We start from the raw sequence: 26846 nt of genomic DNA on the forward strand, positions 1-26846 counted from the left end.
AAAAACTTAATAAACTTGTTTGACATATCTACAATGAGGTGGAAAAATGCTGGATGAGAGGGATAAGGTTATAATTGAGATGCTCACCAGGGATGCAAGGACTCCGTTTACGGAGATAGCCAAGGTTCTCGGCATAAGCGAAACCGCCGTGAGGAAGAGGGTCAGGGCTCTTGAAGATGCCGGAGTTATAAGACAGTACACCGTCAAGGTTGACCCCACAAAGCTCGGCTACCATCTGGTGAGCCTCACAGGAGTGGATACGCTTCCGGAGAAGATATTTGAGGTTGCAAACAAACTTAAGGAATTCGATTTCGTCAAGGAAATCTATCTGACCAGCGGAGACCACATGATAATGACAGAAATCTGGGCAAAGAATGGGGAGGATCTTTCGGACATAATCTCAAACAAGATTGGAAAGATTGAGGGCGTCACAAAGGTGTGTCCCGCTGTGATACTTGAGAGGCTGAAGTGATAAAGCTTTTAAACCCATTCTTTATTATTTCCTAATGCCCAGTTGCGGTGGTAGTCTAGCCTGGTCTAGGACACCGGCCTCCCAAGCCGGTAACCCGGGTTCGAATCCCGGCCACCGCACCATCTTCTGGCGGCGCTGTCAGGATGGTCTCATTAATGGCCCAAGTGCCAATGTTCTTCAGCAGACAAAAACTTTTTTAGACATGCTTTCGAAGTTTAAACAAGGTGATGATAATGGAACCTCACGAATTCAAGCTCACGGAAGAAGGTATAAAGGCTGTTCTCCCACCCTTAGAAGCCGAGATTATGGAGTACATGTGGAAGGTCAGGATAGCAACCGCCGGAGAGGTTTATGAAAGGCTCAAAGAGAGACATCCCGACATGAGACGCTCAACGGTTAGCATACTGATGAACAGACTGTGCGAAAGGGGCCTGCTTGAACGGAAGGTCGAGAAGGGAAGGGGTGGAATGAGGTACATCTACAACATCACAACAACAAGGGAGGAATTCGAACAGAGGGTTGTTGAGAGCATACTGGACGCCCTGATGAACAACTTCAAGGAAGCGACATTCGCATACATCTCCAAAATAAAGAAGTGAGGCGGATGCTGGGGTTAATCGTGCTCCTCCAGATGCTGATCATCCTGAGGTACTTCGGCAGGATAGGTTTAGTGGTTATAGGCTTCTCAGTTCTGGCATTAACGTTTGTATATGCATGGATATCAACCCACAGCCTCAAACGGGATTATATAACCCTCAACTGGACTGAGATGCCCTGGCTCTACGACAGCATAGCGAGGATGGCAGGCAAGGCGGGCATAGGAATGCCCAATGTATACCTGCTCGACGACTACATACCCAACGCATACTCCTTCAGAAACTCAATAGTTCTCTCAATGGGGCTTTTTGAGGTCCTTGACAGGGACGGGATACTGGGCGTTGTGGCCCATGAGCTCGGCCACATTAAAAACAACGACACCCTCCTTTTCCCGGTTGTGGTCTATGCGAGGTACCTGATGATGCTCCTGATGGCCCTCGGCGTCCTGTTCTCCCACAGCCTCCCAATACAGATACTCTCGATAACGCTTTACATCATGTATGAGGCGGACAGGGTAAGGTTCTTCAAGGAGAGGGAGTTCAAAGCGGATGAAGCCGCTGTAAGACTGCTCGACAGACCCATGAGCCTCAAGGATGCCCTGGAAGAGCTGAAATATTACGAAGACCTCAGGGCGCATGTGAAGGAAAGCGCCCTCCCCGGAATCGAGCCCTCAATAGAGAGAAGGCAGAGAAAGAGCAAGAGCATTGGCATTATGGACACCCACCCCACGTATGACGAAAGAATCCTGAGGATAATGATAGAAGTTGAAGGGCTGAGCATGAGAAGCCTCCTCAAGTGATGCACAATGGAGGTCGAGATAGTTCTGGACAGGGAGAGGGCGGAGAGAATAAAGAAAATCCGGCCCACGAAGGACGAGTACTTCATGCTTATAGCGAAGCTGGTTTCGCTTAGGGCCACATGTCCGAGGCTGAGGGTCGGAGCTGTTGCCGTGAAGGACGGCTATATCCTCGCCACAGGCTACAACGGAGCACCCAGGGGCATGGAGCACTGCATCGATGCGGGATGTCTGGTGGTGGACGGACACTGCCACAGAGCCGTTCATGCGGAGCAGAACGTCATAGCGATGGCAGCGAGGAAGGGAATAAGCCTTGAGGGAGCGACGCTCTACGTTACCCACTTCCCCTGCGACACATGCTTCAAGCTCGTCATCAACGCTGGCATAAAGGAGATAGTCTATGAGGAGATGTATCCCAATGAGGCCACGGAGATACTCCTGAAAGAGGCACAGGAAAAGGGCATAGTGAAAATAAGGCAGTTCAAACTGCCGAAAGAGAGGGTCAAACTGTTTCTGGAGGAGCTTTTCAAATAGCGTTAGAGCTTCTCTTCCATGTTCCTGAGCCTCTCGTTTATCTCCTCAAGCTCGATTGCTATTTTTCTCGTCAGCTCCGTTATCTCCCTCTCGGCCCTGTCAACGGCCAGATACACCCTGAAAATCATGAGGTATGCAAGGCCGATTGCAACCACAAAGAGTGCATCCAGCCCCCTCCCGAGCCCGAGGATGTTCTTGATCTCGGTTGCGATTTCCACCGGGAACAGGGCAATAAACAGCATGACCACCAGGAGGCCTTCCCAGAATATCAGCTCCCTCCAGTCGAACTCCCTTTTCCCGTATTTGCCCAAAACGTACAGCATCAAGGCCAGAGTAATGGCCATTGCAATGTACTGAACAGCATACATCCCTCATCACCTCAGCTTATCGAACATCAGATTCAGGGCTATTTTAACACCCTCAAAAACATTCGTCCCCTTCTTCATCGAGTATTCACTGTAAACCGCCTTGATGGGAACCTCAACAATCCTGCAGCCATTTTTGGATGCCTCGATTATTATCTCACTTGAAACCGCATAGCGGTCGCAGGTTATCCTTATTTTCGATGCACACCTCCTGCTGAAGCACCTCAGCCCGCTCTGGCTGTCGCTAACGTATCTGTTCGCAAACAGGGCGGTTATTGCATCGAGAACAAAGTTTCCGAAGCGCTTTATGGCGGGCATCTGGCTCACGTCGCCCTTCAGGCGGGAGCCGATTGCCAGATCAGCCCTCCCCTCCGCGACGGGCTTCATGACCCTCAGGGCATCGCTTATCAGATGCTGCCCATCGGCATCAAAGGTCAGGATGAGCTCCGCACCCCTCCTCAGGGCATACGCTATTCCCGTTCCAAGGGCACCCCCAAGACCCCTGTTGACGAGATGGCTAACAACGTGAACGCCCTTCGAACGGGCTATATCCTCTGTTCCATCCCTGCTCCCATCGTTGACCACCACTATGTGTTCAGCTTTAAAATAATCCAGCAGGTCATCGAGTACCTTCCCGATGGTCTTTTCCTCGTTGTAGGCAGGGACAACGACATATGTGTTCAGGACTCTCCCAAGCAGGGGCAGGAGCTCCTTCATCGTGGGGACTTCAAAGTGCGCCTGAGCATCGATGGAAAAGCTCATCCTGCCCGTTTCATTGGATGTAACCAGAACACTCAGAACGCCGAGCTCGTTGGCTGGAACGATGTCGTAGCCGTGATCTCCAACCATAAGGGCCTTCGAGGGGGGAATTCCAAAATGCTTCAGAATCCTTTCCAGCTGGCCTCTGTTGGGCTTCAGCTCTTCGACCGGAACATCCTCCCTCGCAACCATCAGATCAAAGTACTCAAGGATTCCATGCATCCTGAGGGCCTTTACGGCGGCATCCCTGCAGCTCCTCGTCATGAGGGCTATTTTTATGCCCCTGTCCTTCAGAAACTCAAGAACCTCCCTGCTGCCTTCAAAAAGATAGCTGCTGTCCATGCGCTCAATTTCAAGCTCCCTCAGGTGGTTGTGAAGCTCCTCGAAGTCCCTGCCGGTCTCCCGGGAAATCCTGTGCAGGGTTTCGTACATCGGGGTAAGGTCGCCAATTAAATCCTCGGGAATTCCCTCGCTCAGCAGCCTTTCCCTCAGCCTCTCCTTGATCTCGGAGAAAGCCGTGTGCGCACCCACGAGGGTTCCATCGAGATCAAAGACCGCCAGTTTTATGTCCATTCTCCTTCACCCATGAGTCCCTTTAGCAGGTCTACCGCTTCCCTGAGGTCTCTAACGTTGTAGTCCCCTTTAACCTTATCGCTGACTATTATCCTCACGCTTTTTACGGGGAGCATATCAGCTTCACTGTCCCCTATTAAGACCGCCTCCTCCTCTTTGACCCCCAATTTTTCCAGAAGCCTCAGATAGCACCCTGCGCTGGGCTTCATGTCCCCGGGAGCACACTCATCCCTCGTAACTATCAGGTCAAAGAAGTCCCTGATCCCGTGCTTCTCAAGGGCGTAGAGCACGGCTTTTCTGCAGTTACCTGTAAGGAGTGCGATTTTAACACCCTTCTCCCTCAGAAAGCCCAGCAGCTCTTCAGCGCCTTCAAGGAGGTAGCTCGTCCTCATGCGCTCAAGCTCTATCTCCTCCGCCACCTTCTTAACGTCCTCCACATCCAAGCCGAGCTCCCCCGCCACCCTGAAAACACTCCCGTATTCGTGGGTGAGCCCTTCAGCAACCCTCCACACTCCCCTGCGCTCGAACTCCTCCTTTTTAAGCCCCTTCACATCGTAGAATCCGGCCTCGCTCCCCACCAGCGTATAGTCGAAATCAAGCACCACGAGCTTTATCATGGCCTTCACCGAAGGATTTATTTAACGTTGTGAGCTTTCTCTCTGGGGTGTTGATGGTGTTGATCTCACCGTTTATAGGGTTGTTGCTTTCACTCGTGCTCACACCTTACACAGCGGGACTTATGAGAAAAGCGGGGATAATCGGAAAGGATATCCACAAGCCCGACCTGCCCGAGGTTCCGGAGATGGGTGGCCTGGCAATCCTGATATCCCTGCCCCTGGCTTTAATCCCCGTGCTCGGTGCTCAAACCTCAGAAGCACTCATCATCTTCCTCCTCTTCGGGCTCGTTGGAATACTCGATGACCTAACAAACATGAGGCAGTCCCATAAGGTTCTGCTCTCGCTTTTAGTCTCAACCCCCCTGCTGGCCTTTGCCTCCAGAGGGCAACTTAATCTGATTTTCCTCTCACTCAGCCTGGGTGCTCTATACGGGGTATTTGCCGTCCTATTCATAACCGGCTCAGCAAACCTTGTCAACATGCTGGCAGGCTTCAACGGGCTGGAGGTCGGAACCTCCGCAATAGCCCTCTTCTTCCTCGGCCTCATGACGGCTGGAGATGCCCGGATTCTGGCCTTCACAGGATGTGCCGTGGCTCTGGGGTTTCTGTGGTGGAACCGCTACCCCGCGAGGGTATTTCCGGGCGATACCGGAACATTAAGCCTGGGTGCGCTCATAGGCCTCGTCGGGATAATGGGAAAAGCCGAGCTTTTCACAGCTATTCTGCTGCTTCCACATGCAATTGACTTCCTGCTGAAAACGAGGATAAGGTTTGCAGGAAGGAGCATCGGGAGAACGCAGGTTCTGGAGGATGGAACCCTGAAGGCACCCCCGTATCCAAGTTTTCTTGGCATGATCATGAGGGCAAAAAGGGTCAGGGAATACGAGCTCGTGGCCATGGTATGGGGGATAGAAGCCATTCTCGGAATCATCTCTCTTCTTCTATCAGCTTGATCATGCCGAAGCCGTACTTCGTCTTTTCTCCAAAGCCGTTGTCATAGCCGAAACGGGCAATCTCAAGCGAGCCGTAATAGCGGAAGACCATTAGAGACCCTCTGTAGTATGTATCCCTCACAAGAATCCTGACAGGCTTGAATTTTATAACATCGAGGGAGAACTCCCTGTCCTCGGGCATTCTGCCGTTCAGCTCTGAAAAACGCATCAGCATTATCTTTCTCAGCCTCTCGAAGAAAGCGTCTTCATTGGGGTAGAGATCCCATATTTTCATTTTATTTCCGCTGATCTTGACGGTTCTGACCATCACAGGGCTCAGAGTTGAGAAGAGAGCACCATCCCTGATTCTGGGCTCCTTCAAAACCTTAAAATCCTCGACAATAAACGAGAGGTCATCTATTTTCAGGACTGGACTGTCATTGAAGCCCTCAACTATGGCCTTTATTATCTCACCCACGGATGATGAGATATACAGCGAAACCGTGTCCGACAGTATTCTGATACCCCTGTCGGGAATCAGCTCCCTCTTGCGCACGACTATCCTTGAAAAGGTGAAATAATCAACATGACTTGTCTCAACTTTCTTCGAGAGCTCAAGGGAGGCTATTGCCATCTTATCAATAAGCTGTTCATAAATCTGATAGTTGTAATTAAACGGCAGAATAGCCTTTTCCTCTGCCGGCCTGAGCTTTATTTCTACACGCATTAGACTTCACCCCATGATTAGAACCTGCATCTCTCCCCTTACATAATCTTATGCACTTCTGGTTATAAAAATTTCGTGAAGGATTTCAATCAAGGAATACCATTAAGTTAAGTAAAAACCCAAGCCAGTTTCCCAAAAGGATATAAAGCTTCCTGCTGTGAACAGGGATAGAGTTAAAAGGCAGTTTAGGAGAGGCTAATACAGAGGTGAAAGATGTGACCGACATTAATGAAGTTGGATTCAAGTCATCAGGCGAATATGATGATTACATCACGTATTTAAAGAGGAGGATCAGGCAACTTGAGCTCCAGGTGAGAACCCTTGAGGCCGACAAGGAGAGGCTCGAAAGGGAACTGTCGAGGCTTAGAATGGAAATGTCAAGGATGAGACAGCCGCCAAACTTTGCCGGAACCCTTCTGGAGGTCCTCGATGAGGACAGGGCGATAGTGCAGAACTACAACGGACCGAGGTTTGTCGTCAGGATTGCCCCATGGATAGAGAGGGAGAAACTCAAACCCGGATCAAGGGTTGCCCTTGATCAGAGGACGATGGCGGTCATTGAACTGCTTCCAAGCCAGAAGGATCCGAGCGTTCTGGGATTTGAAGTCATTGAGAGGCCCGCTGTAACGTACGATGATATAGGAGGACTCAAGGAGCAGCTCAGGGAACTCAGAGAAGCCATTGAACTCCCCTTAAAACATCCTGATCTCTTTGAGAAGGTTGGGATAGATCCGCCCAAAGGTGTCCTGCTCTACGGCCCTCCGGGATGCGGAAAGACCCTGATGGCCAAGGCCCTCGCCAACGAGGTCAATGCGACGTTCATCAGGGTCATCGGCAGCGAGCTTGTGAGGAAGTACATAGGGGAGGGCGCCCGTCTCGTCAGCGAGCTGTTCGACCTCGCAAAGGAGAAAGCTCCAACAATAATATTCATTGACGAAATCGATGCAATCGGTGCAAAGAGGATGGATGAAACAACAGGCGGCGAGAGGGAGGTCAACAGAACCCTGATGCAGCTGCTGGCGGAGATGGACGGGTTTGATGCGAGGGGCAATGTGAAGATAATTGCAGCGACAAACAGACCGGACATACTCGACCCCGCACTGCTGAGACCCGGAAGATTTGACAGACTGATTGAGGTGCCCCTGCCTGACTTCACCGGAAGGCTTGAAATTCTGAAGGTGCACACAAAGAAGATGAACCTCAAGGAAGTCGACCTGAACGCAATCGCCGGGATGACAGAAGGAGCAAGCGGTGCGGATCTCAAGGCCATCGTAACCGAGGCAGGGATGTTTGCAATAAGGGCGAGGAGGGAGCACGTGACCCATGAGGATTTCATCAAGGCCATAGACAAGGTCCTCGGCTCGGAGCAGAAGCTCGCCCAGCAGATAGCCATGCACGAGGTCATGTACGGCTGAAGGCGACTTTCGTCGCAACTTTTTTATCCTTTGTTATGGTATTCTCCCCGGTGGGTGGGTTGAGTAAGAGGCGTGCCTATGTTCTGAGTGCGGTCCTTATCATTGTGGTAGTCCTCGCCATCGCGAGCCAGGTGTCCATAACCCTCGAACCCCGGCTCTCCAAGGTATCGTACACCGGTTCAGGGAATCCAGTTAGCTGGGTGGGAAGGGACGAGAGCCTGAGGGCGAACTTCAGCGGGCATTTTTACGTCATAATCACGAGGAGCTTCGACAAGATACGCCTCTGGATAACCCCCAGGGAAGGTGCGAGGACGCTCTACATAAAAGTGGTGGTAAAAAGAGAGTTTCTAAACGCCCTGTACCTTGAGGTCGAACCTCCTTGGTACGGGAAAGTTGAGATCAGCAGAGGGGAAGACAGGGGAACGACATACATCATCCAGGTCAGGGACCTCGGTGAAGCAGGGGATGGAACATACGAGCTGACGTTTGTGGACAGGGCACCCGAAGAGAGGCTCATGATGCAGGTTACCGTGGAAGTCAGGGATGACCTCTTCAAATACCAAGGGACGCTCTCAGCGGTGGTGCTTGAGCCGTTTTATGCCGCCAGCTGCACGGGCTGATCGAATCTAGGAACGGGGGAATTACTGAACGTCTAAAAGCCAGGATGTGGGAACCAACTACTTTTATAAATTCTCCCATAAAACCAACTTCAGGGAAGGAGATGGTAAGCAAGCTCATAGCCCTCGAAGCATATCCTCACCTGAAGGATCTGGACTTCCGCATCCTCAGAGGGGTAGAGCTGAATATGCGCCACCACAGGTGGGTTCCCCTTGAGGACATCGCGAGGTTTGCCAGAACGGATGTGGAAACCGCTTCACACCGTCTCGGAAAGCTCGACAGCTGGGAGCTTGTGAGGCGGAGGAGCGATATAGGCTACATAGGCTATCAGCTCACAATTCACGGATACGATGTCCTCGCAATAAGGGCCTTCTCAAGGAAGGGCATCATCGAGGCCATAAGCACCACACAGATAGGGGTCGGCAAGGAAGCTGACGTTTACGCCGCTGTAACGCCCGATGGAGAGAGGGTCGCCGTCAAGTTCAACCGCATAGGGAGAACGAGCTTCACAAGGATAAAGCTCTACCGGCGGGACTTCATGGACAAGAGGCACATAAGCTGGCTTTACATCTCCCGGCTCGTTGCCCAGAGGGAATATGAGGCCCTCCAGCTCCTCTCCCCGGTTGCCAGGGTTCCGAGGCCCATAGGATGGAACCGGCATGCGATAGTTATGGAGTTCATAAACGGGGTTGAGCTTGCAGATTTAAGGGAAGGAGAGCTGAGCAGGGAAGATGCCGAAAGGATTCTCGACATGGTTCTTGACGAGTATGAAAGGATAGTGGAGTTCGGGGTGGTTCATTCTGACATGAGCGAATTCAACATAGTTCTCACCGAGGATCACGACATCCTCATAATAGACTGGCCGCAGTACCTCCCAACGGCATATCCCGAGAGCATCGAATACCTCAAGCGGGACATCACAGTTCTGCTGAACTCCTTCAGGAGGAGATGGCGGGTGGAGAAAGATTTTAATGAGGTATGGAACAGATTCTATAATGCATGGACGAGAAGCAGGGGAGGTTGACATGACAATCAGGTACGAGCCCTACACCACGCAGGAGAGAATTGTAAGGCTTTTCAGGGAGGCCATAGAACTTGAGAACAGACGGGAGCTCGATGGGGCCAAGAAAAAGCTCGATGAGATCCTGGAGCTTGCAAAGGACAGATATCCCGAATTTTACTTCGAGGCGTGCTTCAGGATGGGCGATATCTTCCTGCAGGAGGATAACTACAGGGGGGCAATAAAATGTGCAATGAGAGCCATGATGGCGGCCCCAAGCGAAGAGCTGTACCTGCTCGGAGCTGAGCGGATTAAAGCGATAGTTATGATAGCAAAGGAGAACGACAGGCTAGATGAACTCGGAGAAAACTTTGAGACAACGCTGGCAATGGTAAAGAATGATAAAGAACTGCACAGCTTTCTGATGGCCCTCATAGGGATCGTGAGGGGAGAACTAAGAGAGGTGCCCGGAAACATCAAAACAGAAAAGCTCAGGGAGGTATTAAGAATCCTTCTCGATTGATTTCAGAACCCTCGATGCATAGCTCCCGCCCGGGGTGAAGGGGAAGTTATACGGTTCTTTTTTTGGTCTCTCGTTGTAGTAGGGCCTGTTGCAGCCGGGGCAGCCGTAGGTTCTGAAGGCGGAGGCCTTAAGCACCTCCTTCAGCTTCTCACTGCCCACACCGAAGGACAGGAGCGTCCCGTCTTCGCTGAACTCCATATCCTCAAAGCCCGCAATCCCCCTTCTTATCAGGTAGTGGGCGATCTGGAGCTTTCTGTAGCGGCTGAGCGGGGGAGGGCTGGCTTTTTCGAGCCGGGTTCCTTTAACAGGGGTGAATGCAAACATAGACACCTCAGCACCCTCATCGTAGGCCATCTGAATCGTTCCAACTGCATCCCTGTCCGTTTCTCCGAGGCCGATTATGACGTGCACGAATGCCCTGCCCTCACCGAAGACCTCAACTGAATCCCGCGTAAATTTCCACATGTCATCCCACGAATACAGGGAATCCTTGATTCTGGGGTAAAGCTCCTCGCTTGCCACATCAAGACCGACACCGATGTACCCGACCCCGAGATCTTTGAACTCCCGGAGAGTGCTTCTCTTGACCGGAGTTATCGAGAGTGAAACAGGAAGCCCGAGGGGCATGAAAGCCCCAAGAATCTCAAAGACGTCGTCAATAAGGGCGGGATAATCCACGGTCTGGAGGCATATGCGGGCAAACCCGCCGTTCCTCAGTCCCTCCACCACAGTTTCAAGCTCAAATACAGGCCATGTAATCCTCGAAAGTTTCTTCAGATCAGCCCTGCTCCCCCTCGCCTGAGGGCAGAAGGCGCAGTTGTTCCTGCATCTCCCATCATGATATGTCATCAGGTATGCCGTGGTTGGCCTCGCAAGCATTCTTGCGTGAATGAGACCCATTGATACCGCAGTTCCATATGAAACCCTGATCCTCATGATAAGACCTCCGTGCTATGCTTTCTTAACCTTTGCTATAAGGGTTGTTATCAGGGCAAAGCTAACTATAACCGGCAGCAGCGGAAAAATGACACTGTAATCCCCCTTAACCTGAATGTAGTATCCCAGAATCACAGGACCGGCCATGAAGCCCACATCAAAAAACATCGTGTATATACTCGCCCCGAAGTTTCTCACACCTGATGGGAGGCTCCCGAGGGCCAGAAGCTGGAGGGCCGGAACAACAAATCCCAGACCCAGTCCAAGGAGAAACGCACTGATGTATGCCCCCGGCGGCAGGAGGAATGCGCTGAGGAGCAGATATCCGGATATCATCGCAACAAACCCTATGGAGGCCACCAGAGCGGCTCCTCTCCTGTCAGCCTCCCGGCCACCGAGGATTCTCGTGAGTATGCTGAATCCACCGACGATGCTCAGGTACACGCCGAAGGCGGATGTTCCGAGGCCCAGCTCCTTATACACAGCGGGCAGGAAGGTCAGGAAGCCGCTGTATGCGGTAGCATTCAGCAGGAGAGCCACTGAGGCCGCAGCAAAGCTCAGCACAAGCAGGGCACGCCATCTGGAATGGTTCTTCTCCCTTTCACGCACCTTCACCTTCTCCCTGTCCCTCATGTAGACATAGACCACCATAACCACCGACAGGAAGGAGAAGAGAACCGTCAGTCCGAAGGCCGCTGTGAACCCCATCAGATCAGCGACAAAACTCCCAAAAGCAGGCCCGAAAAGCTGGCTCACCCCAAACATCGTGCTCCTCCATCCGAGGGTTTCCCCGACCCTTCCCGGGGGCGCCAGGTCGACGGCCAGCGTCAGCGATGCGGGAAAGAACAGCGCCATCCCAAACCCGTGAAGGCCCCTCCCAACGGCAAACAGGCTCAGGCTGCCAGTGAAGGAGGAGACGATGTATATTACCCCCGCGAGGATTGCCAGAGAGGCCCCGGCAATCATGAGCTCAAACTTGAATCCCCTGTCTCCTATAACCCCCGCCACGGGCTTGAATATCAGGGAGACCGCGGATGATATCGATGCAAGTGTCCCCACAATAACCGGAGCGGCGCCCAGCACCATGGCAAAGGGGGATATTATTGGATTCAGGGATACCATGCCCATGAAGAAGAAAAAGACCGAAAAATGGAGAAGCCAGATGTCCTTCCTCATTCAGATCCCCGTGTAGGGTTCCTCCATGCCCTCTCTCATGTATGCCACGCTCATGTGCTTTGTGTTTTTGGCAAAACCAACTCTGCCGTCCCTGTCTATCATTATAAGCCCCGCAACATCCCTTCCGAAATGTTCGGTGGCTATGCTTATGGCAGCCTCCGCAGCCTCGGGGGCTTTAAGGCCGAAGCGCACAAAGTCCGCGGCGGTTCTGGCAAGAACAAGCTTTATCATGACCTCTCCTATGCCCGTTGCCGAGACCCCCGCGAATTCATTTGCATAGGTTCCCGCGCCTATTATGGGCGTATCCCCTATCCTTCCGAACATCTTGAGAAAAACCCCTCCTGTTGATGTTCCAGCCACTATATCCTCCCCATCAAAGGCCACAGCACCCACTGTGCTCCTCAGAACCTCGGGGTACTCCTTAATCAGCGCGCTGAGCTTTTTCCAGTGCCTTGTTTCCCCGCTCTCCATGAGCTTCTTCCTGAGCTCCTGCCACTGCTTCAGCCTCTCTTCCGTTACGGGGTTATACTCCTCAAACCCCATCAGGCGGGCAAATTTAAGGGCCCCCTCACCCCCGAGTAGAACGTGGTCGGTTTTCTCCATGACCTTCCTCGCGACGCTTATCGGGTTCTTAACCCCCCATATTGCTGCAACAGCACCCGCCTCAAGGTTTGAGCGCATTATCGCGGCATCCATCTCGACCTTCCCGTCAAGCGTCAGAACGCTTCCGGTTCCGGCGTTGAAGAGCGGATTGTCCTCAAGGGCTTTAACCGCCTCCTCAACAGCATCGAGTGCGGAGCCCCTTTTTAGCTCTCTCCACCCTGCCAGCACGGCCTCCCTGACACCATCCAGAACCTTCGGGATTCTTTCTTCCTTTTTTACAGTGCCTGCACCGCCGTGAACTATAATCGCCACCACGAAAATCACCACAAATACTGAGCCTCGAACGGTTAAAAGGATTATGGAAACGGAAAGATGCCTATCAGCTTATTGCCATGTTGATTATGGTCTCCCTTAGGTTCTCAGAGACTTCGGTGCGCCCTTAAGGAGTGGGAAAACGAAAAGATGCATATCAGCTTATTGCCATGTTAATTATGGTCTCCCCTATGTTCTCAAGGTACTCCAGTATCCTCCTGTAGCTCTCCATCGCTATGGACTGCCTGTAGTCTATGCCCTTAATCTCCTCCTTCAGCTCAAGCATCAGGCTGTCTATCTTCAGCAGGTCCCTCTTCTCAATCTGCTCCATCATCTCGCTGAACTTCCCCTTGAGATAGGATATATCTATGCTGTCGGGGTTCTCCGCTATTCTGATTATGTGGTCGCCGATTCTCTCTATGTTGCGCACTATGAACAGTATTCCCAGCAGGTCAAATGTCCTTTTAATGATTCCGCTCTCCTCACTCAGGGCCCTCCTCGTGAGAAGCCTGTTTACCGCCCTTATTATCAGGAAGTAGAACCTGTCAAGCTCATTTTCCAGGTCGTTTATATCCCTGAATATCTCCTCCTTTTCTGAGGCACTCACCAGCAGTTCGAGATCACCGAGCATTGAAATTATAAGCGAGCGAATTCTGTTCAGAATCTCCGCGAGATTGACCTCTTCCTCAGCCAGAAGGCTCTTGGCCACTATCCTCTGGGGTTCGTCCAGAATTATCTCCACTCCGGGAAGGCTCTGGAGTATCTTTCTCAGCTTGACCTTGTACTGGGGCATTTCGCCAGCAAAGCGTATCTCAAGGAGGTCATAGCCCTGAATATAGGCCGATATAGCCAGGCGAACTGCCATGTCAGGAGAATATTCCCTGGATATCTCCAGGATTTTTTTCTCACTTATTTCCCTCGGCTCTTTCGGGAATATCGTCACCGAACCGTCAGGATTTATTGTGAGAGGAACAACATCCCCCTGCTTCAGTCCGTGATTTTTTATCCATTTCTTTGGCAGGGATATTATGTATGAACTCCTTCCTGTAAATTGAATCTTTCTGAACTCCATAGATATCACCCCGTCTATATAGGAAATCCGGGAGAACTATATAAGGCTTTCCCAGAGAAGGCTGTTGCGGGATAAGCCCAATAATGCTCCAGCCAATAGAGAGAATAGAATTGGAAGGGATCATTCACCTCCGAGCTCAATTCCCCTCTCAAGGGCCCTGAAGTTCACATCCCAGAGCTTTTCCTTCAGTGTTCTCCGTATTCCCTCATAGAGACTTTCTCTTTTGAGGGGGAGCCCGCCCCTTACCCACGCATAGCCAAGCATGAGAACGCCGAGCGTCCTCGGATTAATTGCATCAGCCTCCCTCTGGAAATCCCTGAGGTCCACGCGGCATATCTTCCCCAGTGCCCTTTCAACATCGCCCAGCTCCGGATATCTCTCCTTTCCGACAAGCGTCGTTGCGGTATGAATGGGGTATGCGTTCACAACGGCGTAACTTCTCCCTCCCAGAAAACGGGCATTTCTGAGAGCCTCAGCCGGCTCAAGGGCGAGCATGAGGTTGGCCTCACCCTCCTCAATAAGGGGAGAGTGAACCTCGTCCCCAAAGCGGAGATAGCTGAGAACGCTTCCATATCGCTGGCTCATCCCAAGGGTTTCACCGATTCTAACGTTGTAACCCTCCTCCATCGCCGCGTTCCCGATTATGCGCGAGAGGGTTAAGCCCCCCTGTCCCCCAACACCCGTGATTATCAGATTGAACTCCATAAACACCACCTTCCGGGATTTTAAACATGGCGAGGGAATCATGCCTCCAGACGGAGGCGCCTGACAACAAACTCCCTCTCAAGGGAGGCCAGGAAGGGTGCAAGCCTGGGCCCCCTGTCCTTGCCTATGAAGATGTTGTAGAGTGCCTTAAACCATTTCTTGCTCGGAATTCCCCTCTTCTTTGCAGCATCGAATATGATGTTGTTGAGCTCATCGACGGTAAAGCTCCCATGCCCCTCAAGCCAGGCCGCAACTTCCCCGAGAGCTTCTTCGATTTCAGGCTCAAAGCGAATCTCCGGCGGCTTCTGAAGAACTGTAAACCTGACATTATCAGGGGCATACCTCTCAACCCAGTTTCTGGCGAGGCGAATGCGCAACTTTATGCGTCTGATGTCCTCTTCTCCAAGCTTCTCTGGAAGATGCCCCTGTTCCTGAAGAACGCGCATTATTCCATTCTCGTCAAGGTGGGGCATCTGAACGAGGGTAACCAGGAACCTGAAGGGCGCTTGAGCGATGAGCCTCTCCGGCAGTTCGGGCATCGAAAGCTCGTAGGTTCTCCTGAGCTCCTCTTCCTCCTCCGGGTTCTTCGCATGCTCAAGACCGAAGTAAATCCTCTCAACCCTGTCAAACTCGTCGTAGAGGTTGAGAAGGCCTAATCCAAGGTCGATCTTGAGCTCCTTGTTCGGCCTTGCCTTGGCGTAGATGAAGCGTATTATTCCGGGCTCCAAAACTTCATACAGGTCGCTCAGGAGTATAACGTTGCCCTTACTTCCGGACATCTTGCCCTTCTGCCCCTTAATCCCGACGAACTCATACATAAGCGTCATCGGAGCCGGCCAGCCAAAGATTTTCTCCACTACCTCCCTGCCGGTGTCATACGAGCCGCCCGCTGCCAGATGATCCTTTCCAGCGGGCTCAAAGTCGACCTTAAAGTGTGCCCAGCGCATCGGCCAGTCCACGCGCCACCTCAACTTGACGTTTCCGTCCCTTATGTCGGTCTCGCCCTCACTGCCGCAGTGCTTACAGAGGTATTTTATCCTCCATTCACCGTCCCAGGCCACGAACTCGGCTTCGCGCCTGCACTTCGGGCAGTATATCTGAACGGGCTGCCAGCTCTCCTCAAGATGGGGCTGCTTTGCCCTATCGCGGAACCCATCGAGAATCGCTTTTATTTCATCACGCCTCTCAAGGGCTTTTCTAATCTCCTCCGCATATTCCCCCTTCCTGTAGAGCTCCCGTGCATGAAGGAAATCAACCTCAATGCCCAGCTTCTCAACCTCGCTCTCAAAAAGGCTCATGAAATGGTCACCGTAGCTTTTATGGCAGCCCCACGGGTCTGGAACCTCCCCGACGGGCATTGTGAAGTACTCTTTCCATTCCTCAGGTACGTTCTTGGGAACCTTCCTGAAGCGGTCGTAGTCGTCCCACATGTGGATGTGCCTGACCCTCTTGCCCCTGTCCTTCAAAGCGTGGCCGACTATGTAAGCGGTAAAAAACTCCCTGAAATTGCCGATGTGAACGTAACCGCTCGGCGTTATTCCGCTCTCCACCACGTACTCCTCCCTGTCCCCACGCTCTCTGATGATTTTTTCAGCCATGTAATCGGCCCAATGAACCATATCACACCCTCCAGCATCTAATCCTCCGTATGCTTTTTAAACTTTGAGCACAGGGGAAAACTTTATAAAATCGTAAGTTTTAACTTTTACTGATTGTAATATATAAACGCTGGGGGCTAATAAGATGAAACTGGCGGTTGATAGTATGCAGGTCTTCTTTCCGGCCTCCCTCGAAATCCAGGAGGAATTGCTGAAAGCAGGGTTCAAAGTGCCATATGATAAGGAAAGCAAAGCGAGAACACCCGTTCCGGTTGTCTCAAGCTTTTCCGGCGGCAGGGTGATACGGAAGGAGAGAGTTTTAAAGGCAGGAAAATTTGAAAATGACGGAAGATACTGCATCCTGCCGGAGGAGAAAGCATGGGTTGAAATGCTGGTGAATGAAAAGGGCTTCGTGATGTTCAAAATTCTGCCCGGGGAATACCACCTTGAGGATCTGGGCTTCACCTCAGTCCCGCCGAGGCTCTGGAGCACGTGGGCAGCTTTTTCGCTGAAGTTTGAGAGCATTGAGTCCATAACAGAGGCACTGCAGGGGCATGCCAGCGAGAAACCAAAGGGCATCTATCTGGCCTCCAGGGGCACGGGCAGGGAGATTGAGGTCTATGGCTACAAGGGCCGGAAGTCCAAAAACCTCGGAATCCCGGTCTTCAGGTACAGCCTCGGTATGAAAGGTCTCACGCTTGCGGAGGAGTATTTTCGTGAAAAGGCAGAGGAAAACGGCGTCAATCCGGAGGTGCTCCGCTATCTGAAGCTCGGGCTTAGAAAGAGGAAAGAGACAAGGGCGGGCCTCAAGGTGGGGATTGTATGGAAAGAAGGGAGGCCTGTGAGGGTCAACCTCAGGCTCTCCACGACGGCACCGAAAATCAGAATAACGGGAATTTATGGAGAGCTTACCGGAAAGTCCAGGGGAGAGCTCAGCAGTTCCTCAGAGTGGTATTTCACTGTTCATGCAAACGACCTCTACTGGGCCCTCATGGAAGTGAGCTCTGCTTTCGGCAGTCGGTGAAGCTGACCAAGACATCAGGCGAAAGGCATATTAATGTTCTTTCATTTTTAATTCCGGTGGAATCAATGAACCTGATGGGATACGTAATAACGGCGGCGTCGTTCATTATAGCCGCAATAGTCCTCACAAAAAAGCTCGGGGAGAAATACGCGTGGATAAACCGCAAAATTATACACTTCAGCATCGTCCCCGCAATCCTCTTCTACTACACAGGGAACATCCCGCGGGAGATTTTCGCATCAGCGGCATTTCTCTTTGGTGCATTCCAGTTATGGCCCCATTTAAGCAGAAGGGAATTTTCGTGGTACCAGATAAAGCACAACTATGGAGAAGTGCTTTTTGCATTTTCGGCATCATTCGTTGCTCTGTTTCTGCCGAGAGAATACGCAACCGCTCTGCTTTTGGCGATGGCGGTGAGTGATGGTGTTACAGGAGTCATAAGGCACTTCTATTTCCAGAGACATGGGTTTGATGTAAAGCTGAAAAAGCACTGGACTGGAAGCCTCGGGTATCTCATAACCGCCGGGGCAATAGCCTTTCTGTTCCTCGATGCAGGGCTCACCGGGAAAATAGCATGGGCAGGAATTCTAATGCTCGCAGAATATCAGCCCTACCTCGATGATAACCTGGCGGTGCCGCTGGTTGGAAGCGTTCTATTCCTCCTCTACTGAGCCCACCTCACCTTCAGACTGTCCTTCCTCACCTTTTTGAACTCTTCTGCGAGGGCCTTTCCGCTCTTCTCCATAAACTCCTCAACGTCGGTGATTCCAAGTTCCTTCAGCCCGATTGCCTTCACATCCTCTGGGATTCCCTTTGCTTCCACGTTTATCCCGATGTGGATTTTGATGCTGACCGGCGAAACTGTAGCTATGGAGATGCTGAGCTTTTTATCGTCGACATAGATGTCGTCGCCCTTCCTGATGGTTCTTACACCGTATTCACCGAGAACCTCGCAGAGCCTGGCTATGAAAAGCTTCTGGAGCGTTGAGGCGAAGAGCGTATTCACCAGGTCAAAGACCTCGATGATGTAGTGAACCATGTCATCGCTTTTGATCTCCCTGCTCGCCCTTAAATCCTCAATGTCAATCATCTCCTCGACCTTAACGTCACATCTACCCCTAAAAACAACGAGCGAGTTGCCGAGGATTCCAAAGTTGCGGTAAGCCCAGTGGCTCCCTATTGCGGAGCCGTCATAATCAATACGCCTGTCCCTCACAACAAACAGCTCCATTACAGCACCTCCAGCATCTTTTTCAGCTCCTCAAAGCTCTTCACATCAGTCCACATGTGGATAAATTTCAGATCAGGGATGGCATTTACCACCTCATCAACATGGATAGTTCTGTCATCGACGTATATAACCCCATCCACGGTGTATCCTGCCGCTTTCAGCTCCAGCAGAGTCCTCTCAATCATGCTGGCTTTGTCGGGATGTCCCTCAATCTTCGGAAAAACAAAGTAGTCCCAAAGGCCAAGCGCCTCCAGAATCGGGCGCACAAACTCCTCCAGATTCCAGCTTGCTACTGACAGCAGAAAACGTTCCTTCGCCCACTCAAGAAAGTCCCTGACCCCCGGGAAAAGAACCAGCTCTTCTCCGTAAGCATCGACAACCCCCTCGCCATCTGAACTCACCAAAAAAGGGGGCACCAGTCTCGATGCATCCTCGTGATCCCAGAGGGTGCCATCAAGGTCAAGAACGAGCAGCTTCATCACACCACCAGAGAATAATCCCCACAAACAGGTTTTAACAATTGCGATAGGATTTCAGAAATTCAGGGGGGGACCGCGCACAGGCGGATTGACCTATCAAATGCCCAGCCCTCATTTCGAGGGCAGAAACCTCGGGCTGTTAGGAGCGGCAGGCTAAACGGGTCGGTTTCCCTTCCCGCTTACACCCCCGCCCTATTAAACGGGTCTTCTTCCCGAGCCCTCGTCCCTGGCAAAGGATCGGTCGCCCGACCCCCTGCGCCAGGGAGTGGCCGCCTATTTTCGGGGACCGCTTCGGCCTTAGATGCTTTCAGGCCTTATCGGACACGGCGTAGCTGCCCGGCTACCCCCTGTAGGAGGACCGGTAGACCAGAGGCCGCGGCACCCTGTTCCTCTCGTACTGAGGGCACCTTCCCCTCAGGCGGCCAACACCTCCGGTAGATAGCATCCGACCTGTCTCACGACGGTCTAAACCCAGCTCACGTTCCCCTTTAATGGGTGAACACCCCCACCCTTGGCCCCTGCTGCAGGACCAGGATGGGAAGAGCCGACAGCGAGGTAGCAAGCCTCGGGGTCGATATGGGCTCTCGCCCGAGACGACTCTGTTATCCCCAGGGTAGCTTTTCTGTCATCCCTGGCCCCCACCGGGGAGGCTCAGGGGTTCGCTAGGCCACGCTTTCGCGGCTGGACCCGCCTCTGTTACGGGTCCAGTCAGGCCGGCTTTTGCCCTTGCACTCTACGGCGGATTCCTGACCCGCCTGAGCCGACCTTAGGGCACCCTCGATACCTTTTCGAGGGTGTGCCGCCCCAGCCAAACTGCCCACCTACCGCTGTCCCCGCATTCGCGGGTTAGCTGTACGGCAAAGGGTGGGCGGTGTCTCATGGACGGCTCCACCCGCCCCGGAGGACGGGCTTCGACGCCTCCCGCCTACGCTGCGCACCCCCCGCCGTACAGCAACGGCAGGCTGCAGTAAAGCTCCATGGGGTCTTCGCTTCCCACCGGAGGTCCCTGGCATATGCGCCAGGCAGTGGTTTCGCCGGGCCCCAGCCGGGGACAGTGAGGGCCTCGTTACGCCATTCATGCAGGTCGGCATTTAACCGACAAGGAATTTCGCTACCTTAAGAGGGTTATAGTTACCCCCGCCGTTTACCGGCGCTTCACCCGGTTGAACCCGGGCTTCACGTACCGGCACTGGGCAGGCGTCGGCCCCAGTACAAACCCTTTCGGGCTAGCTGGGACCTGTGTTTTTACTAAACAGTCGGGCCCTCCTAGTCACTGCGACCTGCGGGTTACGCACCCGCAGGCACCCCTTCTCCCAAAGTTACGGGGCCAATTTGCCGAGTTCCCTCGGCTGGGTTTCCCCCGACACGCCTTAGGCTTCTCACCCAGGGGCACCTGTGTTGGTTCTCGGTACGGTCGCGGTGGATCGTTCCCGGAGGGCTTTTCACGGGCCCCAGGGATCGGCAGAACCCCCCTTACGGGAGGCCATTCGCGCTTTCATCCGGTTCTCGCCATTACGGCACTCCCCGGACTTATACGCTTAGCCGGCCTTTTGGACCGGTCTGCCTACCCCGAGGCGTCACCCTCCGGGCTTGCGTTGCCGCACCTACCACCGCGGTACGGGAATATAAACCCGTTTCCCTTTCGCCAGCGCCGAGTTACGGGCTGGCTTAGGACCGACTAACCCACGGCTGACGAACATTGCCGTGGAACCCTTGCCCCTTCGGCGGCCGGGATTCTCACCCGGCTATGCTGCTACTCCCGGCAGGATCCACAACACCGACGGGTCCACCGGACCTTACGGCCCGGCTTCCACCCCACCGGCACGCCCGCCTACCCGATCACGGACCAATCGGTCCGTGCGCCGGGGTCTCGGCGGTCGGCTTAAGCCCCGTCCATTTTCGGGGCCCCTGACCTCGACGGGTGAGCTGTTACGCACTCTTTAAAGGATGGCTGCTTCTAAGCCTACCTCCCCGCTGTCTAAGGCCAAGGACACCCTTTGGAGTAACACTTAGCCGACACTTAGGGGCCTTAACCCCGGTTTGGGTTGTTCCCCTCTCGGGTGACGGCTTACACCGTCCCCCTACTCCGGCCATCTACGGCGACGGTGGGTTCGGAGTTTGACAGGGTGCCGGGGGATTTCTCCCCCTAAACACCCAATCAGTGCTCTACCCCACCGCCTACCTCCGGCCGGGCTATCCTGAGGGATAATTCGGCGGGAACCAGCTATCGCCGGCCTCGATTGGCCTTTCACCCCTAGCCCGAGGTCACGGGAGCGAATTGCACGTCAGCATCCCTATCGGGCCTCCATCCCTCTGTTGAGGGACTTCACCCTGCCCCGGGCTAGATCGACCGGCTTCGGGTCTCATCCGAGCGACTCCGGGCGCTTTCACACCCCGTCCCTCGGCGAAGCGCCTGCGGACCTGTCGGTTTCCCTGTGGCTTCGGGGCTTAACCCCCTTAACCTCGCCGCTCGGATGAACTCCCTGCCCCGTGATCCAAGACGGACGGTGCAACCCCGGTCCTCTCCCCTCGTACTCCCGCGTCGCCGCGGTTTCCTTCGGGGAGACTCAACCCTTTCGGGCCGCACCCACCTATCGCCGCCTGGTTTCAGGCTCTTTTCACCCCCTGCCAGGGGTGCTTTTCAGCTTTCCCTCACGGTACTAGTTCGCTATCGGTCTCGGGACGTATTTAGGGTTGGGAGCCGATGCCTCCCAGATTCCCGCCGGATATCCGACCGACGGTACTCAGGAACCCTGCAGGAGCCTGAGGGCTTACGCCTACGGGGCTTTCACCCTCTCCGGCGCCGCGTTCCAGCGGACTTCGGCTTCACCCCCGAGGCTCCAGCGCAGGGCCCACAACACCACATCCCCTGAGTCTCTTCGACTCAGGGTTCAGTTTGCCCTGTGCCGCTTTCGGTCGCCCCTACTAACGGCATCGCTTTTGCTTTCTTTTCCTGCGGGTACTAAGATGTTTCAATTCCCCGCGTTCCCCCTCCCTGACGGGAGTGCGGCAAAGCCGCAGGAAGTCCCATTCGGGAATCCCCGGTTCTACGGCTGCCTGCGCCTCGCCGGGGCTTATCGCAGCTTGCCACGCCCTTCGTCGGCGCCCCGAGCCGAGCCATCCACCAGACGGCTTAGGTTTTCTGCCCTCTACTTAGAGGGCTGGGCATTTTTTGGGTCAATCCGCCTATGCACGGTCCTCATCGTGACCCCTGTTCGGGGCCTAGGACCCTTCCACCCCGAGCAAAGCTCGGGATGTGCACCTCTTCGTGGTGGACCGGCCGGGATTTGAACCCGGGGCCTCCGGCTTGCAAAGCCGGCGCTCTCCCAGGCTGAGCTACCGGCCCACTAAAGGCAGGCCCAACATCCCTTAAACCCCCCGGACGGATTTCCGGCGATAGGAGGTGATCGAGCCGTAGGTTCCCCTACGGCTACCTTGTTACGACTTCTCCCCCCTCACGGAGCCCGGACTCGACCCGGCCTCCCCGAAGGGAGATCGAGCCTCATCCAGACCCCGCTCGGGTGGAGTGACGGGCGGTGTGTGCAAGGAGCAGGGACGTATTCGCCGCGCGATGATGACACGCGGGTACTAGGGATTCCAGCTTCACGCGGGCGAGTTGCAGCCCGCGATCCGAACTGGGAGCGGGTTTAGGGGATTCCCTTCCCCTTTCGGGGTCGGATCCCATTGTCCCGCTCATTGTAGCGCGCGTGTAGCCCGGGGGTTTCGGGGCATACTGACCTACCGTCGCCCGCTCCTTCCTCCGGCTTATCGCCGGCGGTCCCCCCAGAGTGCCTCCCTCCCAGCGGGAAGGACTGGCAACTGGGGGCACGGGTCTCGCTCGTTACCACACTTAAGTGGACGCCTCACGGTACGAGCTGACGGCGGCCATGCACCTCCTCTCGGCGTGTCCGGCAAGACCTTCAGCCTGGCCTTCATCCTGCCGTCGCCCCCGGTGAGGTTCCCGGCGTTGAATCCAATTAAACCGCACGCTCCACCCCTTGTAGTGCTCCCCCGCCAATTCCTTTAAGTTTCAGCCTTGCGGCCGTACTCCCCAGGCGGCGGGCTTAACGGCTTCCCTGCGGCACCGGGCGAGCTCGGAGCTCACCCGACACCTAGCCCGCATCCTTTACAGCCAGGACTACCCGGGTATCTAATCCGGTTCGCTCCCCTGGCCTTCGTCCCTCACCGTCGGACCCGTTCCAGCCGGGCGCCTTCGCCACTGGCGGTCCTCCTGGGATTATAGGATTTCACCCCTACCCCAGGAGTACCCCCGGCCTCTCCCGGTCCCAAGGCCTGCAGTATCCCCAGCAAGCCCCACGGTTGAGCCGTGGGATTTCGCCAGGGACTTACAGGCCCGGCTACGGACGCTTTAGGCCCAATAATAGCGGCCACCACTCGGGCCGCCGGTATTACCGCGGCGGCTGCCACCGGCCTTGCCCAGCCCTTATTCCCGGAGCTTTTTACACTCCGGAAAAGCCGTGGCGTTGCCACGGCACTGGGGGTCCCCCCGTCGCGGTTTCCCGCATTGCGGAGGTTTCGCGCCTGCTGCGCCCCGTAGGGCCTGGACCCGTGTCTCAGTGTCCATCTCCGGGCTCCCACTCTCATGGCCCGTACCGATCTTCGGCTTGGTGGGCCGTTACCCCACCAACTACCTAATCGGCCGCCGGCCCATCCTCGGGCGGGCAGAGCCCCTTTCGGCCTGAGGACCTTCCAGTACCTCAGGCCTATGGGGGATTAGCCCCAGTTTCCCGGGGTTATCCCCCTCCCGAGGGTAGGTTACCGACGTGTTACTGAGCCGTCCGCCGGTGCGCGCAAGGCGCCCCATGACTCGCATGGCTTAGTCGGACCCCCATAGCAGTGGCCTCCGGCAGGATCAACCGGAATTGAGCAAGGAGTACGGCCGGTGGGACTTCCCTCAAGGGGAAGTACCAAATTCCGTCCGGGGTTTAGTCGGGATGTTGGGCCTGCCTTACCCCCAAGGGTTCCCCCTTTCGGGGTTTCCTTGGGAGCGCACCTGCTGTGCCCATGGTTGGAGGGCGGGGTTCATGCTGGGTGCTTTGCACCCGTTCCCCCCGACGCCGCCGTCTTGGCACCTGGGCTTTGTCGCACCCTGTTCGGGCGCTCCATCCAATAGGGGGGAACCCCACCGATACAAAATTTTTGCAAAATCCTCCTCAGAGGGAATTTTTGAAAAAGAAGCTGTCAAAAAGCGCCGATAAAATGCATAATTTTAGACATAAAAATGATAAAATTTTTTGGAGGATTAAAAGAGGAAAAACAGCATGAGTAGCATGCCCGTGGAGATGGAGCTAATCAATGCCATGGTCTCAATCTCGTCTTCATTCAAACCGATGCTTTTCCCAGCACTCATCGCGACGTAGCCTCCCAAGAAAACCATGGAAAGAGAAACTAAGAAGGGCAACACCTTTCCCCTCAGCGGGAGCAAGCGGTCAACAAAGAGAAGGAAGTCAAGGGAGGCTATGAGCATCATGACGGTAAAGCCAGCGGTGTAGAGGAAGGCTCTCCTCATGGACGGCACCACCCACAGGCCCTTGGTATTGTCACATAGAAGACCAAAACTGAGAGGAGCCCAACGATTAAAGCCAGCTTTCTGGACGAATCCTCGTCCAGTCCCACGGCAAGGAAGAACCTCTTCGCCAGAGGCAGGAGAAGCATAAGTGAGAGGACTAAGGACAGACTCTCCGCAGATGGAATCCTTGAGCCCAAAGCACCACCCACCAGAAAAGATGTTAGTATTATGAAGCCTCCGCCAAAGAACGTTAGAAAAATTAGGAGGGAAAGAAGGGATACCGGCCGGGTCATAAACTCCCCTCACAGCTTCACTATCTCGGGCACCACGCTTATCTTTGAGACAGGCGTTGGGATTGTATTGGTGACCGCAAGCTCATCGACGGCTTTGCCAACGCGCTCTATGGCTCCCTCGGCGAAAACGCCGTGGGTTGCGGCAACGAAAACCTTCTCCGCACCCATGTCCTTGAGCAGGTTCGCTGCGCGAATCATAGTTCCGCCGGTGCTTATGATGTCATCGACTATGAGCACGTTCCTGCCAGCGACATCGACATCGACCGGCTTCATTCGAACCTCTGTGGGTGATATACGCTCCTTCTCAAAGTGGCTGTACTCAAGACCAAGCTCTTCTGCAACGGCCTTTGCTCTAGCCAGCGCTCCCTTATCGGGGGCGAGAACTATTCCATCGCCAAGCCTCTCCCCAAAGTATTCAGCCATGGCCCTTGCCGGTGAGAGGTTGACTGCCTTTCCCGGAAAGAACCTCAGTGTTTCGGGATTGTGAATGTCAAAGACATAGAGCTCATCGTAATAAACGCCCAGAGCTCTCATTATCGCCCTCACGCTCACAGGCTCTCCATCCTTCGTGACCCTGTCCTGTCTGCTGTATGCAAGGTAAGGAACGACAGCCCTGAGCCTCTCGGCCCCGTTCTCCCTGAGAGCATCAGCTATGAGGAGCAGCTCAACCATATGCTCATCCTGAGGGGCGAAGGTCGACTGAACGACGGTAACCTCTCTGGAAGAACCGGAAACACGCACATATTTCTCGCCGTCGGGGAACCTCCTTATCTCAATCCCAACCAGATCGCCGCCGAGCTTTCTGAGTTCTTCCTCAAGATGCTTTCCACCGCTTCCAACCGCCAACATGAGCACCACCCCTTTTGCCGTGAGGATGTTCAATCTACGGCTTATAAACCCACCGTTATACCAGAAGGACGGCAATTATTCCGGCAAGGAATATTCCATCAAAGGTTCCGGCTCCCCCTATGCTAACCATGGGCGCTCCGAGGTTCTTGATTTTGTTCCAGTTCATCAGATCAGCGCCGATGAGAACACCCATTGTTCCGCTCGCATATGCCACAAGCGGCCTGTTTCCATCCCCGAGGAGCAGGGCTAATGCCACGGCTATCAGGGGAGGGATGAGGGTGGGTATCGCTATGCCCAGCCCTTTGACTGGCCTTGCAAACATGTGGCTGAGAAGGGAGGCCAGCAGAATCGCAATTATGGTGTTTATGAGGAGCTGACTCCGTCCCATGATTATGAGCAGCATGAGCTCGTAGGAGACTATGCTGAGGGGAACAAGCGCACCCCCAACATTGACAGCTATGACAACCTTCTGCTCGGCCCAGTCCACATACGGTACGGGATACGGTATTCCAAAAAACCTGACTTCCCTGAGCTTCATCACAGGAGCGTAGGTTGTTGTTTCAGCCACAGGGAGGTTTATAAAGCTGCCGATAATCGCGGCAAAAAAGAGCGTGTATGCCACCGGGGCAGGGATGTTGAGCTTCTGAAAGGCGGCGCTTATAACGCCAGCGTAGAACATGAACAGAATTACCATTAAGAAAACGAGAATCAGGAGGAATGGAAGAGCCAGCGGGATGAATATGAACCTTCTCATGCTCATGTTCTCATCTCACCCTGACCCATACCTGTGCTCCTCTCGGAACATCAATCGGTTTGGGCCTCTCAAACTTCTCGGGATTCTGCAGAACCCACGCGTAGAGCTTTCTGCCATTAGAATATTTCTTCAGGAAGCCATAATCAACGAGATGCCTGTCCTCGTATCTGGAAAGCTCTTCCGGAGAGAAAGGGCCGAGGACATCGGTCAGTTCAACGCTGCCAATTGCCCTGCCTCCTGTGAGAATCAGCACCCTGCCCCTTATCCTTGTCCGGGACTTTCTAATCTCCCAGACCTTTTTTCCTTCAACAATCCATGAAGCGAATGGCTCCCTGACAATTAAACCCCTCATGGTT

28 protein-coding genes, 2 tRNA genes and 2 rRNA genes are annotated in these 26846 nt (G+C 54.0%); 12 read left to right on the forward strand and 20 right to left on the reverse strand.

Annotated elements, in window-relative coordinates:
* Nucleotides 1-46: 46 nt before the first annotated feature.
* The 5 genes from lrpA to ACYQ27_RS11340 all read left to right on the forward strand — a co-directional run bounded on the left by lrpA (nt 47) and on the right by ACYQ27_RS11340 (nt 2399).
* Entirely contained in the window at nt 47-472 is a 426-nt protein-coding gene (gene lrpA, locus ACYQ27_RS11320; protein WP_456395948.1) for an HTH-type transcriptional regulator LrpA, read from the forward strand.
* 44 nt (nt 473-516) lie between these two features.
* Nucleotides 517-594, forward strand: a tRNA-Gly gene (locus ACYQ27_RS11325).
* Between the two features lie 111 nt (nt 595-705).
* Nucleotides 706-1071: a BlaI/MecI/CopY family transcriptional regulator gene (locus ACYQ27_RS11330; protein WP_456395966.1), complete on the forward strand. Its 366-nt coding sequence runs from the start codon at nt 706-708 to the stop codon at nt 1069-1071.
* Nucleotides 1072-1076: 5 nt separating this feature from the next.
* The gene (locus ACYQ27_RS11335; RefSeq protein ID WP_456452487.1) at nt 1077-1868 is read left to right on the forward strand and encodes a M48 family metallopeptidase; all 792 of its coding nucleotides are present in this window, start codon (nt 1077-1079) and stop codon (nt 1866-1868) included.
* A 6-nt stretch (nt 1869-1874) separates the two neighbouring features.
* Nucleotides 1875-2399 carry a deoxycytidylate deaminase gene (locus ACYQ27_RS11340; protein WP_456395952.1) on the forward strand — a complete coding sequence of 175 codons (525 nt, stop codon included), beginning with the start codon at nt 1875-1877 and terminating at the stop codon, nt 2397-2399.
* Between the two features lie 2 nt (nt 2400-2401).
* Here ACYQ27_RS11340 and ACYQ27_RS11345 read toward each other — a convergent pair whose 3' ends face one another.
* From ACYQ27_RS11345 to ACYQ27_RS11355, 3 genes are read right to left on the reverse strand one after another with little or no spacing between them, the layout of a single operon-like run.
* Nucleotides 2402-2767 (reverse strand): DUF2304 domain-containing protein, encoded by a 366-nt coding sequence (locus ACYQ27_RS11345; RefSeq protein WP_456452489.1) that lies wholly within the window; start codon nt 2765-2767, stop codon nt 2402-2404.
* Nucleotides 2768-2773: 6 nt separating this feature from the next.
* Nucleotides 2774-4096 (reverse strand): glycosyltransferase, encoded by a 1323-nt coding sequence (locus ACYQ27_RS11350; protein ID WP_456395956.1) that lies wholly within the window; start codon nt 4094-4096, stop codon nt 2774-2776.
* A complete protein-coding gene (locus tag ACYQ27_RS11355; RefSeq protein WP_460041649.1) occupies nt 4087-4713 on the reverse strand; it encodes an HAD family hydrolase in 627 nt (208 codons plus the stop codon). Before ACYQ27_RS11355 ends, ACYQ27_RS11350 begins: the two co-directional genes overlap by 10 nt.
* 53 nt (nt 4714-4766) lie before the next feature.
* Here ACYQ27_RS11355 and ACYQ27_RS11360 point away from each other — a divergent pair, with 53 nt between their 5' ends.
* Nucleotides 4767-5666 carry an MraY family glycosyltransferase gene (locus tag ACYQ27_RS11360; protein ID WP_460041877.1) on the forward strand — a complete coding sequence of 300 codons (900 nt, stop codon included), beginning with the start codon at nt 4767-4769 and terminating at the stop codon, nt 5664-5666.
* On the opposite strand, the gene cas6 is transcribed toward ACYQ27_RS11360, so the two are convergent.
* A complete protein-coding gene (gene cas6 / locus ACYQ27_RS11365) occupies nt 5641-6372 on the reverse strand; it encodes a CRISPR-associated endoribonuclease Cas6 (RefSeq protein ID WP_456395958.1) in 732 nt (243 codons plus the stop codon). The genes ACYQ27_RS11360 and cas6 overlap by 26 nt on opposite strands.
* Nucleotides 6373-6587: 215 nt before the next feature.
* Here cas6 and ACYQ27_RS11370 point away from each other — a divergent pair, with 215 nt between their 5' ends.
* The 4 genes from ACYQ27_RS11370 (at nt 6588) to ACYQ27_RS11385 (ending at nt 9928) form a co-directional block, all read left to right on the forward strand.
* Entirely contained in the window at nt 6588-7787 is a 1200-nt protein-coding gene (locus ACYQ27_RS11370) for a proteasome-activating nucleotidase (protein WP_460041650.1), read from the forward strand.
* Between the two features lie 50 nt (nt 7788-7837).
* Complete coding sequence (locus ACYQ27_RS11375) at nt 7838-8407, forward strand: hypothetical protein (RefSeq protein WP_460041651.1); 570 nt, start codon at nt 7838-7840, stop codon at nt 8405-8407.
* A 101-nt stretch (nt 8408-8508) separates the two neighbouring features.
* Nucleotides 8509-9429 (forward strand): RIO1 family regulatory kinase/ATPase domain-containing protein, encoded by a 921-nt coding sequence (locus ACYQ27_RS11380; protein ID WP_460041652.1) that lies wholly within the window; start codon nt 8509-8511, stop codon nt 9427-9429.
* Nucleotides 9401-9928, forward strand: coding sequence for a hypothetical protein (locus ACYQ27_RS11385; RefSeq protein WP_460041653.1), 528 nt, complete (start codon nt 9401-9403; stop codon nt 9926-9928). The genes ACYQ27_RS11380 and ACYQ27_RS11385 overlap by 29 nt, the downstream gene beginning before the upstream one ends.
* Here the strand turns inward: ACYQ27_RS11385 and lipS2 are convergent.
* The 6 genes from lipS2 to lysS all read right to left on the reverse strand — a co-directional run bounded on the left by lipS2 (nt 9908) and on the right by lysS (nt 16351).
* Entirely contained in the window at nt 9908-10864 is a 957-nt protein-coding gene (gene lipS2 / locus ACYQ27_RS11390) for a LipS2 family lipoyl synthase (protein ID WP_460041654.1), read from the reverse strand. The two genes, ACYQ27_RS11385 and lipS2, sit on opposite strands and share 21 nt — an antisense overlap.
* Nucleotides 10865-10879: 15 nt before the next feature.
* Nucleotides 10880-12040 (reverse strand): MFS transporter, encoded by a 1161-nt coding sequence (locus ACYQ27_RS11395; RefSeq protein ID WP_456396672.1) that lies wholly within the window; start codon nt 12038-12040, stop codon nt 10880-10882.
* Nucleotides 12041-12958, reverse strand: a complete 918-nt coding sequence (locus tag ACYQ27_RS11400; protein ID WP_456396686.1) for an isoaspartyl peptidase/L-asparaginase family protein — start codon at nt 12956-12958, stop codon at nt 12041-12043.
* Nucleotides 12959-13112: 154 nt separating this feature from the next.
* Nucleotides 13113-14027, reverse strand: coding sequence for an AbrB/MazE/SpoVT family DNA-binding domain-containing protein (locus ACYQ27_RS11405; RefSeq protein ID WP_456396674.1), 915 nt, complete (start codon nt 14025-14027; stop codon nt 13113-13115).
* A gap of 120 nt (nt 14028-14147) precedes the next feature.
* A complete protein-coding gene (locus ACYQ27_RS11410) occupies nt 14148-14732 on the reverse strand; it encodes an indolepyruvate oxidoreductase subunit beta (protein WP_456452996.1) in 585 nt (194 codons plus the stop codon).
* A gap of 38 nt (nt 14733-14770) precedes the next feature.
* A complete protein-coding gene (gene lysS / locus ACYQ27_RS11415; RefSeq protein WP_460041655.1) occupies nt 14771-16351 on the reverse strand; it encodes a lysine--tRNA ligase in 1581 nt (526 codons plus the stop codon).
* 124 nt (nt 16352-16475) lie between these two features.
* On the opposite strand from lysS, the gene ACYQ27_RS11420 reads away from it, so the two are divergent.
* Nucleotides 16476-17354, forward strand: coding sequence for a PhoI (locus tag ACYQ27_RS11420; protein ID WP_460041656.1), 879 nt, complete (start codon nt 16476-16478; stop codon nt 17352-17354).
* Nucleotides 17355-17419: 65 nt separating this feature from the next.
* Entirely contained in the window at nt 17420-18025 is a 606-nt protein-coding gene (locus ACYQ27_RS11425; RefSeq protein WP_456396688.1) for a hypothetical protein, read from the forward strand.
* Here ACYQ27_RS11425 and ACYQ27_RS11430 read toward each other — a convergent pair.
* The 10 genes from ACYQ27_RS11430 to ACYQ27_RS11475 form a co-directional block, all read right to left on the reverse strand.
* Nucleotides 18019-18585: a DUF366 family protein gene (locus tag ACYQ27_RS11430; RefSeq protein WP_456452990.1), complete on the reverse strand. Its 567-nt coding sequence runs from the start codon at nt 18583-18585 to the stop codon at nt 18019-18021. The two genes, ACYQ27_RS11425 and ACYQ27_RS11430, sit on opposite strands and share 7 nt — an antisense overlap.
* Nucleotides 18585-19064, reverse strand: a complete 480-nt coding sequence (locus tag ACYQ27_RS11435) for a magnesium-dependent phosphatase-1 (RefSeq protein WP_456396684.1) — start codon at nt 19062-19064, stop codon at nt 18585-18587. Before ACYQ27_RS11435 ends, ACYQ27_RS11430 begins: the two co-directional genes overlap by 1 nt.
* Before the next feature lie 119 nt (nt 19065-19183).
* Nucleotides 19184-22213: ribosomal RNA gene (locus tag ACYQ27_RS11440) — 23S ribosomal RNA — on the reverse strand.
* Between the two features lie 120 nt (nt 22214-22333).
* Nucleotides 22334-22410, reverse strand: a tRNA-Ala gene (locus tag ACYQ27_RS11445).
* A 52-nt stretch (nt 22411-22462) separates the two neighbouring features.
* A 16S ribosomal RNA gene (locus ACYQ27_RS11450) occupies nt 22463-23948 on the reverse strand.
* The 16S and 23S rRNA genes sit together here with 1 tRNA gene alongside, the layout of an rRNA operon.
* A gap of 379 nt (nt 23949-24327) precedes the next feature.
* Nucleotides 24328-24594, reverse strand: a complete 267-nt coding sequence (locus tag ACYQ27_RS11455) for a hypothetical protein (protein WP_456454215.1) — start codon at nt 24592-24594, stop codon at nt 24328-24330.
* On the reverse strand, nt 24591-24887 hold the full coding sequence (locus ACYQ27_RS11460) for a hypothetical protein (protein WP_456454216.1): 297 nt from the start codon (nt 24885-24887) through the stop codon (nt 24591-24593). Before ACYQ27_RS11460 ends, ACYQ27_RS11455 begins: the two co-directional genes overlap by 4 nt.
* 9 nt (nt 24888-24896) lie before the next feature.
* Nucleotides 24897-25736, reverse strand: coding sequence for a ribose-phosphate diphosphokinase (locus tag ACYQ27_RS11465; protein ID WP_456396027.1), 840 nt, complete (start codon nt 25734-25736; stop codon nt 24897-24899).
* A gap of 55 nt (nt 25737-25791) precedes the next feature.
* On the reverse strand, nt 25792-26490 hold the full coding sequence (locus tag ACYQ27_RS11470; RefSeq protein ID WP_456396028.1) for a DUF1614 domain-containing protein: 699 nt from the start codon (nt 26488-26490) through the stop codon (nt 25792-25794).
* Between the two features lie 10 nt (nt 26491-26500).
* Nucleotides 26501-26842 carry an ASCH domain-containing protein gene (locus tag ACYQ27_RS11475; RefSeq protein WP_460041657.1) on the reverse strand — a complete coding sequence of 114 codons (342 nt, stop codon included), beginning with the start codon at nt 26840-26842 and terminating at the stop codon, nt 26501-26503.
* Between the last annotated feature and the right edge of the window lie 4 nt (nt 26843-26846).

It is taken from the genome of Thermococcus atlanticus (genome assembly GCF_054657855.1).